General features: G+C 63.8%; 13 protein-coding genes. 2 read left to right on the top strand and 11 right to left on the bottom strand.

Going from position 1 to position 18,251, the window contains the following annotated elements; translation table 11 throughout:
- The first annotated feature begins 22 nt into the window (after window positions 1-22).
- Window positions 23-421 carry an endonuclease domain-containing protein gene (locus tag BMZ66_RS14240; RefSeq protein WP_092674596.1) on the top strand — a complete coding sequence of 133 codons (399 nt, stop codon included), beginning with the start codon at window positions 23-25 and terminating at the stop codon, window positions 419-421.
- Between the two features lie 120 nt (window positions 422-541).
- On the opposite strand, the gene BMZ66_RS14235 is transcribed toward BMZ66_RS14240, so the two are convergent.
- The 10 genes from BMZ66_RS14235 to BMZ66_RS14190 all read right to left on the bottom strand — a co-directional run bounded on the left by BMZ66_RS14235 (window position 542) and on the right by BMZ66_RS14190 (window position 13,436).
- Entirely contained in the window at window positions 542-1,867 is a 1,326-nt protein-coding gene (locus BMZ66_RS14235) for a HAMP domain-containing sensor histidine kinase (RefSeq protein WP_214607002.1), read from the bottom strand.
- Between the two features lie 38 nt (window positions 1,868-1,905).
- Window positions 1,906-2,586, bottom strand: a complete 681-nt coding sequence (locus BMZ66_RS14230) for a response regulator transcription factor (RefSeq protein ID WP_092674590.1) — start codon at window positions 2,584-2,586, stop codon at window positions 1,906-1,908.
- Window positions 2,587-2,763: 177 nt separating this feature from the next.
- Window positions 2,764-3,996: an ATP-binding response regulator gene (locus tag BMZ66_RS14225; protein WP_143080216.1), complete on the bottom strand. Its 1,233-nt coding sequence runs from the start codon at window positions 3,994-3,996 to the stop codon at window positions 2,764-2,766.
- On the bottom strand, window positions 3,993-4,451 hold the full coding sequence (locus tag BMZ66_RS14220; RefSeq protein WP_092674584.1) for a response regulator: 459 nt from the start codon (window positions 4,449-4,451) through the stop codon (window positions 3,993-3,995). The genes BMZ66_RS14225 and BMZ66_RS14220 overlap by 4 nt, the downstream gene beginning before the upstream one ends.
- 5 nt (window positions 4,452-4,456) lie before the next feature.
- A complete protein-coding gene (locus BMZ66_RS14215; RefSeq protein WP_092674581.1) occupies window positions 4,457-6,751 on the bottom strand; it encodes an ATP-binding protein in 2,295 nt (764 codons plus the stop codon).
- Window positions 6,748-7,320, bottom strand: a complete 573-nt coding sequence (locus BMZ66_RS14210; protein ID WP_092674578.1) for a biliverdin-producing heme oxygenase — start codon at window positions 7,318-7,320, stop codon at window positions 6,748-6,750. Before BMZ66_RS14210 ends, BMZ66_RS14215 begins: the two co-directional genes overlap by 4 nt.
- Window positions 7,321-7,823: 503 nt before the next feature.
- Window positions 7,824-10,073 (bottom strand): xanthine dehydrogenase family protein molybdopterin-binding subunit, encoded by a 2,250-nt coding sequence (locus BMZ66_RS14205; RefSeq protein WP_092674574.1) that lies wholly within the window; start codon window positions 10,071-10,073, stop codon window positions 7,824-7,826.
- 34 nt (window positions 10,074-10,107) lie between these two features.
- On the bottom strand, window positions 10,108-11,160 hold the full coding sequence (locus tag BMZ66_RS14200; protein ID WP_092674571.1) for an FAD binding domain-containing protein: 1,053 nt from the start codon (window positions 11,158-11,160) through the stop codon (window positions 10,108-10,110).
- A gap of 15 nt (window positions 11,161-11,175) precedes the next feature.
- Window positions 11,176-12,231, bottom strand: coding sequence for a 2Fe-2S iron-sulfur cluster-binding protein (locus BMZ66_RS26440; protein WP_092674888.1), 1,056 nt, complete (start codon window positions 12,229-12,231; stop codon window positions 11,176-11,178).
- 125 nt (window positions 12,232-12,356) lie between these two features.
- The gene (locus BMZ66_RS14190) at window positions 12,357-13,436 is read right to left on the bottom strand and encodes an NAD(P)-dependent alcohol dehydrogenase (RefSeq protein WP_092674568.1); all 1,080 of its coding nucleotides are present in this window, start codon (window positions 13,434-13,436) and stop codon (window positions 12,357-12,359) included.
- A 654-nt stretch (window positions 13,437-14,090) separates the two neighbouring features.
- Between BMZ66_RS14190 and BMZ66_RS14185 the strand changes: the two genes are divergently transcribed.
- Window positions 14,091-15,896, top strand: coding sequence for a sensor histidine kinase (locus BMZ66_RS14185; protein ID WP_092674565.1), 1,806 nt, complete (start codon window positions 14,091-14,093; stop codon window positions 15,894-15,896).
- Between the two features lie 71 nt (window positions 15,897-15,967).
- On the opposite strand, the gene BMZ66_RS14180 is transcribed toward BMZ66_RS14185, so the two are convergent.
- Window positions 15,968-17,947, bottom strand: coding sequence for a PAS domain-containing protein (locus tag BMZ66_RS14180; RefSeq protein ID WP_092674562.1), 1,980 nt, complete (start codon window positions 17,945-17,947; stop codon window positions 15,968-15,970).
- Between the last annotated feature and the right edge of the window lie 304 nt (window positions 17,948-18,251).

Genomic DNA, 18,251 nt, shown 5'->3' with positions numbered 1-18,251 from the left:
AGATGATGCCTTATATTTAGGCATGAATTATTTGCCACAGGACAAAGTGTTTACAGCTGATAAGCGGCAGTACGGCAAGCTTGAACTCAAAGAGCGGGCGCGTGGAATGCGACGGCAGCCCACCGAAGGAGAAGAGGCCCTGTGGCAAGCGTTACGTGGTGGTCAAGCCGGCGCTAAGTTTCGGCGCCAGCACAGCATTGACCGCTACATCGTGGATTTCGTGGCCATCAGTGCGAAGCTGGTGGTTGAAGTCGACGGCGGCATTCACGATATACCAGAGCAGCAGGACTATGACCAAGGCCGTTCGGCTATGCTCGCTGAATTAGGATACCGAATTGTGCGCTTTTCCAACGAGCAAGTACTAGCCTCCCTTCCTGAAGTTGTTGATGCCATAAAAGCATCATTAGCATTTAAGCAGTAGTAAACAAAGCCCAACCAAACTGCCGTGGCTCCCCCTCTCCTTTTCGGAGAGGGGGAGCCACGGCAGGGGCCGGGGGGTGAGGCGCCCTCAAGGCCGACCCCGCCAGAACTCTCACCTCCCCTACCCCCGCAACGGCAGCACCACGCGCATAGTAGTACCCTTACGCAGCTCTGACTCAATCTCCAGCGCGCCGCCGTGCAGCTCAATAATCTTAACAGCCAGCGACAGCCCCACCCCAAAGCCACTGAACGCCCGAGCGTTTTCCGCGCGAAAAAAGGCCTGTCGGATGTGAGCCAGGTCTTCCGGGGCAATGCCGATGCCCTGGTCGATGACGCACAGCAGCAAACGGGAGCCTTCGTAGCTGAGGGTGCATAGCACGGGCCGGCCGTCCGAAAACTTGCAGGCGTTGCCGATGAGGTTGGTCAGCGCCAGGCGAAACAGGTTTTCGTCGCCCGGTATGGTCAGCTCTTCGGTGTTGTCGGGCAGCTGGCCAATCTGGACGGACACTTGCTGGCCGGGATGCGTCACCGATATTTCCTCGCAGGCGGCATACAACACCTCGTCGAGCCGGAGCAGGCTTCCCACCGGCAAGTCCAGCTCATTGGCATCGAGCTGCGCCAGCTGGAGCAGGCGGTTCACGATGTCCTTGAGCTTTTGCGCCTCGGCTAGGGTCGAGCTCAGCGCTTCCTGGTACATGGCCAGCGGGCGGGGGCGGTTTAGGGTGATGTCGAGTTCCCCAATCATGGCGGTGAGGGGCGTGCGCAGCTCGTGCGAGGCGTTGGAGATGAAGCTTTGCTGCTGCTGAAAAGCAGCCTGTAGGCGTTGTATCATCAGGTTAAACGTCTCGGCCAATTCAGTTAGCTCGTCGTGGCTTTTGCCCACGGGCACGCGCAGGTGCAGGTCCGACACGCCGATGCGGCGCGCGTGCTGCACAATGAGGCGCACAGGCTCGAAGGCGCTTTTGGCAAACAGCCAGCCCAGGCCGAAGCTCAGCCCCAGGCTCACCACCAACACGGCGGCCATTACCAGGCGCAGGTAGGCCAGCTGGTCCTGCCCCGTCACGTTCAGGGCCGACACCAGAATGCGGAAGTTGCCCTGGTTGTCGTTGTAAAAAATGCCCACCGTTTGCCGGCCGCCCACCGTGCTCACCACCCTGGGTTTGTGCAGCAGCTGGGCGAGCAGGCTGGCCGGGAAGCGGGTGCTGGGCTCCTGCAGAAAGCGGGGGTTGCCCCGCTGGTCGTAGATGCCCATTATTTCGCCGGGCAGCTCGTGCAGCAGGCGCTGGCGCACTTTCTCGGTCACGGCCCAGCTTTGCTCGTCGGCCTCCAGGTACAGGGCCGCAGTCAGCTGGGCCCGCTCGGTTAGGCGCTGCTCAAACAGGTCGTGGGTGCTCTTTCGCTGCAGGTAGTAAATAGCGCTCAGCCCGCAGGTCAACAGCAGGGCCACGAGCAGGGTGAATTGGAGCGCTAATCGGGTGCGGATGTTCATGCCACGGCCCCGTCGCGCAGCACGTAGCCCATGCCCACCACCGTCTGAATCAGCTGCGTAGCGAAAGGTTTGTCAACCTTGGCGCGCAGGTAGTTGATGTACACATCAACCACGTTGGTGCCAGTATCAAACGAGAGGTTCCAGACTTTCTCGGCGATAAACGGGCGCGCCAGCACTTCATTTTTGTGCAGCAGCAGCAGCTGCAGCAAGGCAAACTCGCGGGCCGTGAGGGCGATAAGCTGGCCAGCCCGGCGCACCACCTTGGTCTGCGTGTTCAGCTCCAGTTCGCCGGCCACCAGCTCCACCGTGGTGCTCGGGGAGGCGCGCCGCGCCAAGGCCTGCACCCGCGCCAGCAGCTCCCGAAAGGCAAACGGCTTCACCACATAGTCGTCGGCTCCCACCTGAAAGGCGTCCACTTTGTTGTCGGTCGTGCCCAGGGCCGTGAGCATGAGGATGGGCACCGTGGCATCGCGCCGACGGATTTGCTCGCACAGCTCGTAGCCGTTCAGGTACGGCAGGCCAATGTCCAGCAGAATCACATCGTACTTGTTTTGCAGGGCCAGGTGCTGCCCCACCTTGCCATCGAACGCCACTTCCACTTCGTAGCCTTCCTCCTCAAACCCCATCTTGAGAATCCCGACTACTTTCAATTCGTCTTCTACCAATAGCAGTTTCATAGGCTTTGCTTACGTAATGCGCGCTTTCCCCAGCCGCCCCCGGCTCGTTGCACACTGGTCTTCAATATATCTTACAAAGGTACTTCTCCTGCCAAGGCATGGAATTAGAAACCAATTAGATTCGCAGCAGACGCCCCTAGTTTATCAACTCAGCGCAGCCCCAATCCTCGCGTGCTATCAGGCTGGGAAATACAGGCGGAAGGTGGTGCCCAGGCCCTGCTGGCTGTCAACTTCAATGCGGCCGCCCTCGGATTGCACCAGCCGATTGACCAGGAAAAGCCCTACGCCCGTGCCGGCGCTAACGTCGGGGTGGAAGCGCCGAAACAGCTGAAACAGCTCCTGCCGGTACACACCCAGGTCGATGCCCAGGCCATTGTCCTGCACTTCCAATACGGTCCCGCCCTCGGCCGCGTACGAGCGGATGTGCACCTGAGGCGCACGTTCGGAATGGTGGTATTTCAGGGCGTTGCTCACCAGATTCAGCAAGATGGTGTTCAGGTGGCTGCGCCCGCACAGCAGAGTTGGCACCTCAAAAGCGGTTTCGACGCGGGCCTGGGTAACCTCCATTTCCAAGTGCAGCGTTTGCAGCACTTGCTGGGTTATTTCGGCCAGCGCCACCGATTCCGACGGCTCGCGCACGGCGGGTCGGGCCAGCTGCACCACCTCGGCCAGGCCCGTGATGGTGGCGGTGAGCGCTTGCAGCGACTGGTCGAACAAGCGCCACATTTGCTCGGCGGCCGGGTCGGCCACCACGGCTTCGGCGTGTAGCTCATCGAAGAGGCCGCGGAGGTTATCAACCGGCTGCCGCAAATCGTGCGAGGCACTGTACACGAAGTTGTCGAGGTCTTGGTTGGTGCGCACCAGCTGGGCGTTGGTCGTGGCTAGCTCCTCGTTGGTTGTGGTGAGCATGGCGTTTTGTGCCCCGATTTGCTGGCGGGCATCGGTGAGCTCCGCCACGGAAGCCCGCAGCTCAGAATTCACGTTGCGCAGCTGCTCGTGGTACTGCGTCTGGCGCTGCTGCCACTCGTTTTTCTCGATGGCGTACATCACCGTTTTACACAGCAGCTCCTGGTCGAACTGCTGCTTGATGAGGTAGTCGGTGGCCCCGTTGTTCAGCGCCCGCACGGCCAGTTGCTCGCTGCCGCCGCCGGTTATCATCACTACGCACAAGTGGTCGGCCGTCGGCGAAACGGCCTTGAGCTCCGTTAGCAAAGTCAGCCCGTCGGTGTCGTGCAGGTTGTAGTCCAGCAGCACGCAGTCGGGCCGCACCGACTGGTACAGCGCCAAGGCTTCCTCGGCGTACCCAGCCTCGTAAAATTCCATTGGGCCGCACTGGGGGTGCCGGCTCAGGTACCGTTTGTACAACACCCGGTCCTGCTCGTTGTCGTCAACGAGTAATATTTTCTTCACGAGGCGAGCCTGTTGGCCAGGGGCAGCTCCGAGGCCTCCAGCCAATACTGAATAATGAGACGAATTTTTTCTTCCAGCGCCGCGTAGGAAATGGGCTTGGTCAGGTAGCTGTTGGCCCCCAGCCGGTAGCAGTCCTCCACGTCGCGTTCGCTCGACGAGGTACTAAAAATAATCACCGGAATGGAGTGCAGGCGGGCGTCTTGCTTGAGGGTGTCGAGCACGGTGCGGCCGTCGGTGCCGGGCAAGTTCAGGTCGAGCAGCACAATGGCGGGCAGGGTTTGGGGCCAGCCCACGGCGTTGCCATAGCCCTGCAGGTATTCCAGGGCCTGGTCGCCGTCTTCGCAGCGCAGCACGGGGTTGCGCAGGGCATACTTACGGAAGACGCGGCCCAGGGCCGTGAAATCTTCGGTGCTGTCCTCCACCACCAGGATGGGCTTGAGAATAAAGGAATTCATGCGTGCTACAGTGGTAGGGAGAAGTAAAACGTGGCCCCTTCTCCCCGGGCAGACTCAACCCACAAAGCGCCGCCATGTTTTTCAACCATCTTTTTAGCGATGGCTAGGCCGGCGCCGCTCCCGCCCCCGTACTTCTCCTGGCCGTGCAGCCGCTTGAAAATCCGGAAGATGGTGTCGTGGTGTTTGGGGTCGATGCCGATGCCATTATCACGTACGTAGAAAACGTGGCTTTCCGACGGGATTTTGCCGGCCAGCAGCTCAATTTGGTCGGCGGACACTGCGCCCACTTCCACCCTTTTCTGAGGGTTGTCGTTGTAGCGCAGCGCGTTGGTGAGCAAATTATTGAACACTTCCCGTATCCGCACCGGGTCGCCGTGCACTACAGGCAGCGGGCCGTCCACCGTCACGGTGGTACCCGTTTGCTCGAAGCGCGGCGCCAGCAGGTCCAGCACCTCGGCCAGCACCAGGTTCATGTCGAAGGTTTCGAGGGCCAGCTCTTGCCGGCCCACGCGCGAGAGCTGCAGCAGCGACTCAATCAGGCCCTCCATGCGCTGGCTGAGGCGCACCAGGGTTTGCAGCTTGCTCACACCCTCGGCGTCCAATTGGTCGGCGTAATCTTCCAGCAGAAAGATGGAATAGTTGTGGATGCCCCGCAGCGGCTCCTTCAGGTCGTGCGACGCCACGTAAGCGAACGAGTCCAGCTCCTCGTTGCTGCGCTCCAGCTCTGTGTTGAGGCGGCTCAGGCTGGCGGCCCGGGCCTGTAGCTCGTTGAACACCTTCAGGCGCAGGTCGGAAATGTGCAGCCGGATTTCTTTGGCCGCTTCCAGCTCCATGGGCTTCCAGGCCACGGCCGTGTTTTCAACCAGCTGCTTCCAGGCCTCAAACGACTGCCGGGGCGAGAGGAAAATTTGCCCGTCGGCCAGCACTTCGTGTTTGGAGTTCTGACCGGCCCAGGTTACGGTCTGAATCACCTCGGGCCGGAACCAGAGGATGTAGTTGCCGGGCGCCTCGGCCAGCGAAATGGCCAGGATGCCGCTCGCCGACGGGCGCAGGTTCAGCCCCGCCGGGTCGAGTTGGGCGTAGGAGTTGGTGTGAAACACGTCGTCGGGCGCGTGCTCCTGCAGCCAGGCCAGCACCTGCACTATTTCCTCGCGGCTGGGCGTGGTGCCCAGCATGATGATTTCATCGTCGAAGCAGACAGCGGCCCCACCGCAGTCGAACACGTCCATCACCGTGGGCGAGTACTGGTGCAGGCCCTCCACGAAGTTCTCGTTGGTGGACAGGTGTTCGAACAGCCGCACCTGGTTTTCGCGAATGCGCAGCTGGTAGCCCTGCTCGTCGTGCTGCTCCTTAGTGCCGAGCAGCGCCGAAAACGTTTTGCCGATGAACTGGCACAGGTCGCGCAGCTCGTAGCTCACCAGGCGGGGCGTGCGGTGGTGGCAGGTAATCATGCCCCAGAGCTGGCCATCCTTAATCAGCGAAATGGTCATGGTGGCCGCCGAACCCATGTTGTGCAGGTACTGCAAATGGATGGGCGACACGCTCCGCAGCACGGAGTAGGTCATGTCGGGCGGGCGGGCCGTGGCGGGGTTGTTCACCGGCACCAGCCGGGCCGGCGTGTAGTGGGCATCGGGAATAAAGCGCAGCCAGTTTTTTAGGTACATGGCCCGCGCCTGCTTCGGGATATCGGAGGCCGGGTAGTGCAGGCCCAGCCAGGTATCAAGGTCGGGGTGCTTGGCCTCGGCCACGATTTCCCCGCTCTCGTCTTCGGCAAACCGGTAAATAGCCACCCGGTCGAAGCCCGTGATGGCCCGCACCTGCTCCACAGCGTACTGGCAAAACTCCCGCACGCCCGTGGCGGCGAGCATCTGGCTCATGGCTTCGTTGAGAAACGGCAGGTCCAAGGCGGGCGCCGCCGCATCGGTCACCGGCTCAAACTCCAGCCATAGCAGCTGGTCGTAGCGGTGCATGATGAGCTTGTAGAACGGCTGGCCGGGCACTTCGTCGAGTCGAGTGCCGAGCAGCTTGGCTGTTTCGGTGAGGGTGCCCAGCACTTGGTCTACCTCGGCAGCCCGCTCCGCGCCCAGCAGCTGGGCTATGCCCGCGCCCAGCAGCTCCTCGGCCGCGATGCCCACGAAGTCGCCGATGTTCTCGCTAGCTTGCACCACCCGCCGCGTTTTGGGGTCGAGGCAGAGCAAAAACCCGTAGGGTTGCACCAAGCCCGGAATGTGAATCGGTTCACGGTCGCAGTTGGTCAGGTCCACTGCCGTGAGTAATAGGGAATCGTCGGTTAAGCTCATTCGTGGTTTAGCCAGGCTTCTAAGTGTTCAAACGTGCGCCGGGCCGATAGCACGATGTCATTGTCGTCTTCCTCTACCGCTGCTTCGCTGAGCAGGTGGCAAAACGATTTCCACAACGGGCCGGTTCGCTCGCGGTTGCCTTCGAAGTAGGTGCGGGCCGAAATGCCTGCCTTGGCCAGCTCCCGGCTGATGACCTGCCCGCCCAGTGTGGAGCCCTCCAACACGTACATGGCACCCAATAACTCGGCGCGGGTATGCAGCGGCGGCATGGCTGGGCACAGCGGCAGCGCGGCCGCATCGGGGCCGCTTTCCAGGTCTGACAAAATTAGGTGGGCCCGCAGGCGGCGCTCGATTTCCCAGGCCGGTGCCCAGCTAAATTCCTGCAGCCGGTCTTCGTAGGGCTTCAGAAAGCCATACATCTTGGCCAGAAAGTACTGCGTGGTAGCCAGGGTCAGGGTGCCGGCCCGCATGCTTTGGGCAAAGCCGTTCTGCTCCACGGCATCGTGGCTGGGACGGGTTTCGGTGCGGAGGCGTTGGAGTAGGGTGATGGGGGCAACAGCTTCAGTCATGCAAACACGGCAAAGTAGGACGCCACCAATGGTAGCATAACGAAGATACGGTCGTTGGGCAGCGGCGTAGTGATAAAGTCCGGTAAATAGAGGTGCTGTAGCAGGCAACCACTTGGCCGCTGGACATGGCCAGCGCCGAATGGAGGTTGAATTTGACCATATTCCGGGCTACCCATTGGCCAAAAGAATCCCGCTCGGTTTACTTCGGGGGGATTCTTTTGGCTACTAATAGATAGAATGTGATTTTTTTTGCTTCCGCTACCCTGGGACTGGCCCGGGGTAGTGCCTAGAACGCGGGCGGCGGGGGTTGCCGTACGTAAGCCTGGTAGTTGGTCAACAGATAATTGGTCAGGGCAATGGCGAAGAAGCCTACAAACCAGCGGCGGGCCTGGCGCTGGCGAAACGCTCACTGGCAACTTCTGGCTCCTAAGCCCGCTGGACACGGTTCACCCAAGCCGGGCCATATCCGGCGGGCCATGGCTTTGCTATGCCCGCTGCCGCAATTATACCCGCATCAACTTGTCGGGGGTGAGGGGCAGCGAGCGCAGGCGCTGGCCCGTGGCGTGGAACACGGCGTTGGTAATGGCCGCAGGCGTGCCCACGCAGCCAATCTCGCCAATGCCGCGCGCCCCCAGCTCGCTGATGTGCGGGTCGGGGATGTTGAGCCACTCCACGGCAATGTCGGGCGTGTCGGCCATGCTGGGCACGTGGTAGTCGGCTAGGTTGCGCACCACGGCGCGGCCGTTGCGGGGGTCGTAGTGCGTGGCCTCCATCAGGGTGGCGCCCAGGCCCATGGCTATGCCGCCAATGAGTTGGGAGTGGGCCGTTTTGGGGTTCATGAGCCGGCCCACGTCGTATACGGCGCACAGCCGGGCCACGCGAATCGAGCCACTAGCCTCATCGACCCGCACCTGGGCAAATACTGCCCCGAAGGAGTAAAACGAATACTTTTCCTTCTCCTCGCCCGGCTTGGCCCCGGCCGTTGCCACCAGCGACGGCCGCTGGGCCCGGCGCAGAATGGCGCCGTATTCCTCGCCTTTTGCCGGGTTGGCCTTGAGCACCAACCGCCCCTCGCGGGCTTCCACCGCCTCCGCAGCCGCGCCAAACAAGGGCGACTGGGCGTCGCGCACGGCCAAGTCGGTTAGCGCCGCCAACACCGCCCGGGCCGCGGCCTGCGCGGCCGGGCCCACGGTGGCCGTGGTGGTGGAGCCGCCGGAGGTAGGCGCTTTCGGCAGAGACGAATCGCCAAGCTCAAACCGGACGCGCTCCACGGGCAGGGCCAGCGCGTCGGCGCTGATTTGACGGAAGATGGTGTAGGCACCGTTGCCCAGCTCGTGGGTGGCGCTTTGCACCAGCGCCCGCCCGTCGGCAAAAAGGGTAGCGCGGGCCTCGGCCTCGCGGCGGCCGGCCGGGTACATGGTGGTGGCCATGCCGTAGCCAATGAGCTGGCTGCCCTCGCGCATGGAGCGGGGCTTGGGGTTGCGCTTGTCCCAGCCGATGAGCGCCTTGCCCCGGGCGTAGCACTCCCGCAGCTGCTTGCTGCTCCAGGGCTTGCCGGTTTCGGGGTTGCGCTCGGCGTAGTTGCGCAGGCGCAGTTCCACCGGGTCCAGGTTCAGTTCGGTGGCCAGCTCGTCCAGAGCGCACTCCAGGGCCCAGCCGCCCACGGTTTCGCCGGGCCCACGCATGGGGCATGGCGAAGGCAGGTGCAGGTGGGCCAGCTCGTGGGCAAAGCCAATATTCGGCACGGCATACATCATGCGCGTGACGCGGGCACAGGGCTCGGTGTAGCCGCTGGAAATCGAGGAATGGGTTTGCGTGTCGTGCCGCAGGGCCGTGAGCTTGCCCTCGCGGGTGGCGCCCAGGGCCAGCGTTTGCCGGGTGGCGGCGCGCTTGCCAGCCACGGCAAACATGTCTTGCCGGCGCCACTCAATCTTCACCGGCCGGCCTACCACCCGCGCCGCCATTGCCGTGAGAAGCGGCGGAGCAAACAGCCAGCCCTTGGCCCCAAACGCCCCGCCAACGAACGGGCAGATAACGTGCACGCTTTCCTTGGGCAGGCCCAACGACGTGGCCATCACTTCCTGCAGCACTTCCAGGCCGCGGGTGGTGTCGTAAAGCGTTAGAAAGTCGGCGCCGTTGCGCTTTTCCCAGCGGGCTATGGTGGCCAGCTGCTCGATGGGGTTGTGGTGGGTGATGGCCGACTCGTACACGCGTTCCAGCTTCACGGGCGCGGCCGCCAGGGCCGCCGTGGGGTCGCCAATGGTGACCTGCAGCTTTTCCTGGTTGTTGCCCAAAAACGACTCGGGCCGGGTTTTGCGGCCGGCCGTTGCCATGGCCAGCTGCGGCGCCTGCTCGGCGTAGCTCACGCGCACCAGCGTGGCGGCGTACCGGGCCCGTTCGAGCGTGTCGGCCACCACCACGGCCAGGGGCTGGCCGGCGTACTCCACGGCAGCATTTTGCAACGGCTGGCGGGTTTCGGTGATGCCGCCTTCGCCGCGAAACTGCGTTTCTCCCACCTTCTCGGGAATGGGCTGCAGGCGGGGCGCGTTTTCGTGGGTGAGCACGGCCAGCACGCCGGGGGCCCGCTTTGCCGCGCCCACGTCGATGGAACTCACCGTGCCGTGCGCAATGGCGCTGTCCACAATGGCGCCGTAGGCCAGGCCCGGCACCTCCCACTCGGCGGTGTAGCGCGCCGCACCAGTGACTTTGAGGCGCCCGTCTACGCGGTCGAGGGGTTTTCCAGTGGCTAGCATCGATATCAGGTTTTAATTTAGAAAAAGGAGCAGGTTAGCGGGGCGACGCCACCTGGCCGGCCACGCCGCCCACGCTGGCCGCAAAGGCAGTGCCGGCGGGGCCCTGCAGCGGCTGCAGGCTGCTGGTTTCCAGCAGGGCCCGCACCATCAACTGGCGGCCCATCGGTACTTTGTAGGCGTTGTGTTTAAGAGGTTTGGCCTCGGCGAAGGCAGCATCAGCCGCGGCCCGAAACAGCTGCTCGGTGGGCCGCTGGCCCGCGAGCATGGCTTCGGCCGAGGTCGCGCGCCAGGGCTTGTGCGCCACCGACCCCAGCGCTACCCGCGCCCGCCGAATGTTCGGCCCGTCCATTTCCAGCGCCACGGCACACGATACCAGTGCGTAAGCATAAGAAGCCCGCTCCCGCACCTTAAGGTAGTGCGAGCGGCCGGTGAAAGCGGGCAGGTCGATGCTGGTAATCAGCTCGCCATGTTCAAGTATGGTGTCGAGGTGGGGCGTGGTGCCCGGCAGGCGGTGCAGCTCCGGGAAGGCAATGGTGCGCGGGCCCTTCGGACCAAGGGTTTGCACGCGGGCATCGAGCGCGGCCAGGGCCACGGCCACGTCGCTGGGGTGCGTGGCCACGCAGGCCGCCGAGGCGCCAAACAGCGCGTGCACGTGGTTATAGCCTTCGAGGGCCGCGCAGCCGCTGCCCGGCTCCCGCTTGTTGCAGGCCTGAGTAGGGTCGCGGAAATACGGGCAGCGGGTGCGCTGCAGCGGGTTGCCGGCCATGGAGGCCACGTTGCGAATCTGTACCGAGGCGCCCGCCAGCAGTGCCTCGCTCACGGCGGGGTAGCGCTGCCGCACTTCGGCCGAAGCCGCCGCGGCAGTATTGGACACCCCGGCACCGATGCGCAGCCCGCCCTCGTGGGCAGTAATCTGCCGCAGGGGCAGCGCCGACACGTCGACCAACAGGCCGGGGCGGTACACGCCCTCCTTGAGGAGGTCGACGTGCGAGGTGCCGCCGGCGATGAAAGTGGCCGCCGGGTTTTTCGTCACCGTGGCCACGGCTTGTTCGGCACTATCGGCGCGCTGGTACTGAAACGGATGCATGGGCTGGGTCGGGGGTTAGGCGCGCTGCACTTCCTGAATGGCGGCGAGGATGTTGGGGTAGGCAGCGCAGCGGCACAGGTTGCCGCTCATGGCTTCCCGCAGCTCCACGGCCGAGCCGGTGCGGGTGGTCTGGTCCTGCAGCAGCGCAGTGGCCGCCATAATCTGGCCCGGTGTGCAGTAGCCGCACTGAAACGCGTCGTGCTTGAGAAAAGCGGCCTGCATGGGATGCAGCGCCTCGCCGGTAGAAAGGCCTTCAATGGTGGTAATTTCCTGGCCCTGGCTCATCACGGCCAGCGTCAGGCACGAGAGGGCGCTCTGCCCGTTTAGGTGCACGGTGCAGGCACCGCACTGGCCGTGGTCACAGCCCTTCTTGGTGCCGGTTAGGTGCAGATGTTCGCGCAGGGCGTCTAGCAAGGTCACGCGCGGGTCGAGCTGCAGGGGATAATTTTTGTCGTTGATGCGCAGCGTGACGGCTAGGAGGCCGTTGCCGCTGCCAGCTCCATCAGCTGAGCCCGTGGCTGCCTGCTCGTTCGTGTCGGACGACTCCGTGCGGCAGCCTGGTAGCAGTAGCAATGCGGCCGCGGCCAGGGTGGCCGTCACAAACGTGCGGCGCGTGAGCCCACTGGCCAGAACCCCGGTTGCGGGGGACGCCGCCGCAGGGGTTGGCGGGTGCAGTGCCTCCAGAGCCGCCAGCACCGGGCCGGGCCGCAGGTCTTCGCCGGGCTCCACCACGGTTTTCCAACGCACTATGCCTTGCTCATCGAGCAGAAAGAGAGCCCGCTTGCCAACGACGCCAAACCGCTCGGCCAGTTCCCCACGGCAATCCAGCGCGTGCCACTCATCAGCGGCAGCATCTACGAACGCGGCTCCGCTGCCAAACTCCGCCAACAGCTGCGCAAACAGCTCGCTCTGGTGGGCCAGCGTGGGGTCCCAGGTGTCGGGTGCAAAGGCCAGCACAACGGGCCGGCCGCGCAGCTCCGTCAGGCGCGAGCCGTCGGGCAGCTCGCAATCCGGGGCCAGGTCGCCGGTCTGCAGGGCCAGTGGAAATTCGGGTTTCAGGGGCAAAGACATGGGCAAAGTGTAGGAAACATGATGCTGCGAAGCGAAAGCCCGCCCCGCGCCCGGCAGGTGCGCGAGCGGGGCGGGCTGAGCCAACGCAGGAGTAAAAGAGCTGCCGTAGCCGACTCAAAAGAGCCTTACTGCGCGTCCTTCAATGACTGCATGTCGATGACGTAGCGAAAACGCACTTCCTCGTCCATCATCTTATCGAAGGCGTCGTTGATGTCCTGCATGGCAATGATTTCCACCTCGGGCTGAATGCGGTGCTCGGCGCAGAAGTCGAGCACTTCCTGGGTTTCGGCAATGCCGCCGATGACGGAGCCCGCCACCGAGCGCCGGTGCATGGCCATTTCCTGGTTGTCGAGCGGCGCCTTGTAGGGCCCAATCAGGCCCACCGTCACGATGACGCCGTTGCGCTTGGCCAGCTTCACGTAGTCGTTTACTTCGAAAGCGTCCGGGATGGTGATGAGGATAAAATCGAACTGCAGCTCGTGCGCTTCCATGGCCTCGCTGTCCGAAGAAATCAGCACCTCGTGTGCGCCCAGCTTTTCGGCATCGGCTTGCTTGTCTTTGTTGCGCGTGACGGCCGTGACGGTGGCGCCCATGGCCCGCGCCAGCTGCACAGCCATGTGGCCCAGCCCGCCAATGCCCACCACGGCCACGCTTTGGCCCGGGCCCACATTCCAGTGCTTCAGGGGCGAGTAGGTGGTGATGCCCGCGCACAGGATTGGGGCCGCGGCCTGAACGTCCAGCGTGTCGGGGATGCGCAGCACAAACGCTTCCTTCACCACGATGTTGGTGGAGTAGCCGCCAAAGGTGTTGAAGTCCTTGTTTTGCGGCTTCATGTAGCCGTTGTAGGTCGCCGTCCAGCTCACGGGGCCTTCGCAGTAGTTTTCCTCGCCCTCGCGGCAGGAGCTGCAGGTGCCGCAGGAGTCAACCATGCAGCCCACGCCTACCAAGTCGCCGGTCTTGAATTTGGTGACGGCACTGCCCGCCTCCACCACGCGGCCAATGATTTCGTGGCCGGGCACGCAGGGGTAAATGGTGTTGTGCCAGTCGTTTTTCACCTGGTGCAGGTCGGAGTGGCACACGCCGCAGTAGAGAATGTCGATGTGCACTTCGTCGGCCTGGGGCGGGGTGCGCTCGATTTCCATCGGGGCCAGTTTGCTGAACAGGGAGCCAGTGGCCCCGTACGCTTTGGTAGGGAGAGTTTCCATAAGAAGAACCAATTGGAGTAGAAAGTGGAGTTAGCAGTTGGAAAGTCCCAGCCGGCCGCTGGTCAGCACTGATTGCTGAGTGCACGCAGGTTACCGGCCGGCGGCCGGTCAGCCCGACCGGAAAAGCATGTAAGGGCTTATTCTATACCCTGGTGGGCACTGCATGGTTTGCCCGCCAAGCAGCTTTGCCCGAAAATTATAAGTACCGCGGTTGCCCTTTTGCCAAGCTCGCTGGTCTGAACCTCCATCTAATCCGGGCACTGTCGGGCTTGGCCCCGGCCTGCACGAGGGCTTGTCGCGCCCTCCCGGTGGCGCAACGGGGCGTGGGCCGACCACCTAGCTCCGGGGTTGGGTACGGGCGTGTTCTCGCGCGTCAGTTCCGCACATAGAATGGCGCAGCGCGCAGGCTCACGGGCTGCTCATAGCAAATGAAATAGGCCTCATTCAAGGTTCGGCTTTTGCCGTTCCCGTTCATTGTTCGGCGGCCCCCGTATACCAACTTGCTGGGTTCGCGTGGACGGCCGCCCGGCCTGCCTCCCATCCCCGGACGGAGGCCCCTCCGCCGCCTTAGTGCGGCCGTCGGCCCTTCCCCGCCCGTAGTTTTCGCCACTGCTTTCCTGGCTACTGTTTTCCCCTGGCGCCTGCTGCGCCGTTATGCTCTCCTCTCTCTTTGGGACCTCCACCTCCCCTCTCGCTTCTGCTGGCTCCCACGAGCAGGTGCGGCAGCAAAACCAAGTGCTGACCGCCGTCAACGACGCCCTGAATACTGCCAACGAGGGCCTGTTCACCAGCAACGCCGAGTTGCAGCACGACCAGTCTGCTCTACAAGCCCACAACCTAAACCTGGAAGCCCAAGTGCTGGCCAGTGCTCAGGTTGCGCTGGCGGCCCAAACCGAGGCAGGGCACCAGCGCGCCAGCCTCGAGCGCTTTCTGGGCCAGACCCGGGCCGCCGTGTGCATTCTGCGCGGCACGACCCACCAACTCGACTACGCAAACCCTGCCTTTCAAGAGCTCTTTCCTGGGCACACGTTGCCCCTTGGCCAGTCCGTGGCCGATTGGTACCCCGAAACCGTGGCCCTGGGCCTGGTGGGGCGGCTCGACGGCGTGTACCGTTCCGGCACTTCCTATTTCGGCGTCGAGACCCCGCTGACCCTGGCTCCACCCGCAGGGGAAGCCGCCCGCACCCGGTACTTTACTTTTTCCTGCGATGCCTACCACGAGCACGGCCACGTCGTGGGCGTGTCCCTGTTTGCCTACGACGTGACCGAAGCCGTGCTGGCCCGGCGCCTCAACGAAACCCTGCAGGCCGAGGCGCTGGCCGCCACCCAACGGCAGCTGCACGAGCGCGAAGCCTTTCATCAGGTGTTCGAGCAAACCCCGGCCCTGCTCACCCTGCTGCGGGGCCCCGAGCACCGCTTTGAGTACTGCAACGCGGCCCAGGAACGGGTGTTTCCGGGGCGCCAGCTACTGGGGCAGCCCCTGGCTACCGTGCTGCCCGACGCGGCCACGCAGGGTTTCGTGGCCCTCCTCGACCAGGTGTACGCCACCGGCAAGCCGGGTGCAGGAGTCGAAGTGCCCGCCGACCTCGACCAGCTCGACGGCCAGCCGGCCAAGCGCCATTACTTCAATTTCACTTACCACCGGTTTGAGGAAGGCGGACAGCCAGCGGGCATTTCCGTGTTTGGCACCGACGTAACCGAGCAGGTGAACACCCGGCAGCAGCTGGCCCAGGCCAACGCGGAGCTGACCACCGCCAACGCCCAGCTCACGCGCACCAACGCCGACCTCGACACGTTTGTCTACACCGCCTCGCACGACCTGAAGGCTCCCATCAGCAACCTCGAAGGCTTATTGTACGCCTTGAACGAAGAGCTGCCCGCCGCCGCCAAGCAGGCTGGCCAAGTGCCGGCCATGCTCGAGCGCATGCAGCTCGCCGTCGACCGCTTCAAGCTCACCATTGCCCAGCTCACCGACGTGTCGCGGATTCAGCGGGCCCACACCCAGCCCGCCGCCACCGTAGACCTAGCCACCCTGGTCGAAGACATCCGCCTGGATTTGGGGGCCGTATTAGTCGCTGCCGAGGCCCGTATCGAGGTGGAGGTAGCGACCTGCCCCAGCATTTCCTTCGCTCCCCAAAACCTGCGCAGCATTGTTTACAACCTGCTCAGCAACGCCGTTAAGTACCAGCGCCCCGGCTGCCCGCCCGAGGTGCGGCTGCGGTGCCGCAGCACCGGCACAACCATAGTGCTCGACGTGCAAGACAACGGCCTGGGCCTCTCCGAGGGACAGCAGGGCCAGCTTTTCGGCCTGTTCAGCCGCCTGCACGACCACGTCGAGGGCTCGGGCATTGGCCTCTACATGGTCAAGCGCATGGTGGAAAACGCCGGGGGCACCATCGCGGTGCAGAGTGAGCTGGGCGTGGGCACCACGTTCACCATTACGCTGCCTGCCCCTGCATAGGAGGCAGCCGTTTAATTCCGGTTTCCTTTCCGCCTCAGGCGGCTGGGCACCGGGGCAAAACGCCGGGCCGCTTAGGTTCGCCCCAACAGCACGCGAAACGTGGCGCCCTCCCCTTCCGCGCTGTCGACTTCGATGCGGCCGCCGTGGGCCTGCACAATGCGGTTTACCAAGTAGAGCCCCACGCCCGAGCCCGACGTGTGGTGGTGAAAGCGGCGGAAAAGATGAAACAGCTCCGGGCCGTACCGGGCCGCGTCGAACCCCAGGCCGTTGTCTTCCACCACCAGCACGGGCTGTTCGTGCTCTGTCCACACCGAAACGTGGATGCGGGCGGGCCGCGCCGGGTCGGCATATTTGAGGGCATTGCTGAGCAGGTTGAGCATAATGGTGCGCAGGTTCACCCGGGCAAAGGCCACGGTGGGCCGCGCCGCAAAGTCGGCCGTGATGCGGGCCCGGGCGGCGCGCACCTGCGGCTCGAGCGTGTTCAGCACTTCTTCCATCAGGTCGGCCAGGGAAACTTCCTCGGCCGGCGCGCCGCCAGCCTGCTGGGCTTGCCCCAGAGCGGCCAGGTCGTCGATGGTGCGGCCCAGCTGCTGCAGGGCTTCCTGCACCAGGGGCACCAGCAGTTCCTCCTCGGCAAGGTCGGCAAAGGTGATGCCACGGCGTAGCTCGTCGAAGAGGCCCATGAGGTTGTTGACGGGCTGCTTCAGGTCGTGCGAGGCCGCGTACACGAAGCTGTCCAGGTCCTGGTTGGTGCGGGTCAGGCGCTCATTGGCCTGCTTAAGGTCGGTGATGTCGATGGCCGAGCCCACGTAGCCGTACAGGTCGCCGTTGGGGTAGAAGCTGGGCGCCCCCTGGGCCTGCAGCCAACGGTACTGCCCGTCGTGGCGGCGCATGCGGTGCTCCAGTACGTACAGCGTACGGTTGCTGATAGCCGTTTCCAAGGTGGTTTGGGCCAGCTCCAGTTCCTCGGCAGGCAGAAAAGCTTCCCAGCCCGTGGTCACGTATTCTTCCAGGGACACGCCCACAAAGTCCAGAAAAGCCTGGTTGGCGTAGCGGATGGTGGTATCGGGGTTCACGGCCCACACCTGGTTGGGCGCGGCATCGGCCATGATGCGAAACCGGGCTTCGCTTTCCTGCAGCTCAGCCGTGCGCGCCTGCACCCTGGCTTCCAGCTCCTGGTTGAGCTCGACGAGCTGCTGCCGGGCCTCTACTTGCTCCGTGACCTCGTAGGCAAAATTCAGGACGCCATCGATTAGGCCATCGGGGGTACGCAGCGCCTGAAAAAACACATTAAAGTAGCGGCACTGGGGCTGGCCCGTGCCGGCAAAGTCCACCCAGGTTTCCAGCTCAGTGCCGTAGTAGGGCTTGCCCGTTTGATACACTTGCGTGAGCATCCCCAAGTGGGACTGGCCCACCAGCTCCGGCAGGGCCTCGCGCATGGGCAGGCCCTGGAGGGCGCGGGTGGGAAAGAGCTGCTGGTAGCCGGGGCTGACGAGGGCAAACGTGAGGTCCGGCCCGGCGAGGATGGCCATGCTGGCGGGCAGCTCCATTATGATGTCGTGGAGGCGCTGGCGCTCGGCTTCGGTTTCGGCGCGGGCAGCTTTCTCGCGGGTCTGGGCTTCGCGTAGCGCCACCTCCACGGGGCTGCGGGGTTGGTCGGCGGTATCGGTGAAACTCACCAGCAGGCCGTTTCCCGAGCGGCGGGCGGCTAGGCGGTAGTAGTTGTCGTAGCCGTCGTGCTGATAATTGATGTTGTACTCGCGGGGCTCGCCGGACTCGAAGGCGTCGACGTGGAAGCCGAAGGTGCCCTGCTGGCGGCTGTGGGGCCACTGCTCGTTGTGCGTGAGGGTGGGCACCTCGGGCATGCGCATCATGCGCTGGGCGGCGGGGTTGAGGTACTCGAAGGTGAAGTCAACGATTCCGCCCGTGCCGCTGGGGTCATAGAGGGGCGTGTAGTAGATGACCCCGGTCATGGAAACGGCCAGCAGGTCGCCAAGTAGTTGGTCGGCGGGAAGAGAGCAGAGCGGAGACGGGACCGGCGTAACGGGCATACAAGTAGGCAAGCAAGCTTAGAAACGGTAGAAGGCAGCCGGCTATGCAGCACCTGCACAATATCTTGGCGGGGCCAAAATACAGGCAGAAGTTGCGCGCCCCAGGCCCACTCCCCTACTTGCTCGTTAACGGAAGGGCCTGCTGCAGCTAGAGGTTAGCCGCCTCGTCGACCAGCTTTTCCGGGCTTACGTGGCGGCTATAAAGAGTCAGTTCTTGGTAAATATAGGCCAGGCCTGCCCGCCAGATTTTCCCTGCCAAACGAATCGAAGACGGCGGCCAATTCGCTCAGCCGCCTCAAGCAGT

It is taken from the genome of Hymenobacter arizonensis, from assembly GCF_900115775.1.
Classification (GTDB): domain Bacteria; phylum Bacteroidota; class Bacteroidia; order Cytophagales; family Hymenobacteraceae; genus Hymenobacter; species Hymenobacter arizonensis.
Note: the sequence above shows the minus strand (reverse complement) of the source record. Positions and strands in the feature narration are given on the sequence as shown.

Bases quoted from the DNA above. Each gene is read 5' to 3' on its own strand.
- BMZ66_RS14240 (WP_092674596.1), top strand. From the start codon at position 23: ATGAATTATTTGCCACAGGACAAAGTGTTTACAGCTGATAAGCGGCAG.
- BMZ66_RS14230 (WP_092674590.1), bottom strand. From the start codon at position 2,586: ATGAAACTGCTATTGGTAGAAGACGAATTGAAAGTAGTCGGGATTCTC.
- BMZ66_RS14220 (WP_092674584.1), bottom strand. From the start codon at position 4,451: ATGAATTCCTTTATTCTCAAGCCCATCCTGGTGGTGGAGGACAGCACC.
- BMZ66_RS14215 (WP_092674581.1), bottom strand. From the start codon at position 6,751: ATGAGCTTAACCGACGATTCCCTATTACTCACGGCAGTGGACCTGACC.
- BMZ66_RS14210 (WP_092674578.1), bottom strand. From the start codon at position 7,320: ATGACTGAAGCTGTTGCCCCCATCACCCTACTCCAACGCCTCCGCACC.
- BMZ66_RS14205 (WP_092674574.1), bottom strand. From the start codon at position 10,073: ATGCTAGCCACTGGAAAACCCCTCGACCGCGTAGACGGGCGCCTCAAA.
- BMZ66_RS14200 (WP_092674571.1), bottom strand. From the start codon at position 11,160: ATGCATCCGTTTCAGTACCAGCGCGCCGATAGTGCCGAACAAGCCGTG.
- BMZ66_RS26440 (WP_092674888.1), bottom strand. From the start codon at position 12,231: ATGTCTTTGCCCCTGAAACCCGAATTTCCACTGGCCCTGCAGACCGGC.
- BMZ66_RS14190 (WP_092674568.1), bottom strand. From the start codon at position 13,436: ATGGAAACTCTCCCTACCAAAGCGTACGGGGCCACTGGCTCCCTGTTC.
- BMZ66_RS14185 (WP_092674565.1), top strand. From the start codon at position 14,091: ATGCTCTCCTCTCTCTTTGGGACCTCCACCTCCCCTCTCGCTTCTGCT.
- BMZ66_RS14180 (WP_092674562.1), bottom strand. From the start codon at position 17,947: ATGCCCGTTACGCCGGTCCCGTCTCCGCTCTGCTCTCTTCCCGCCGAC.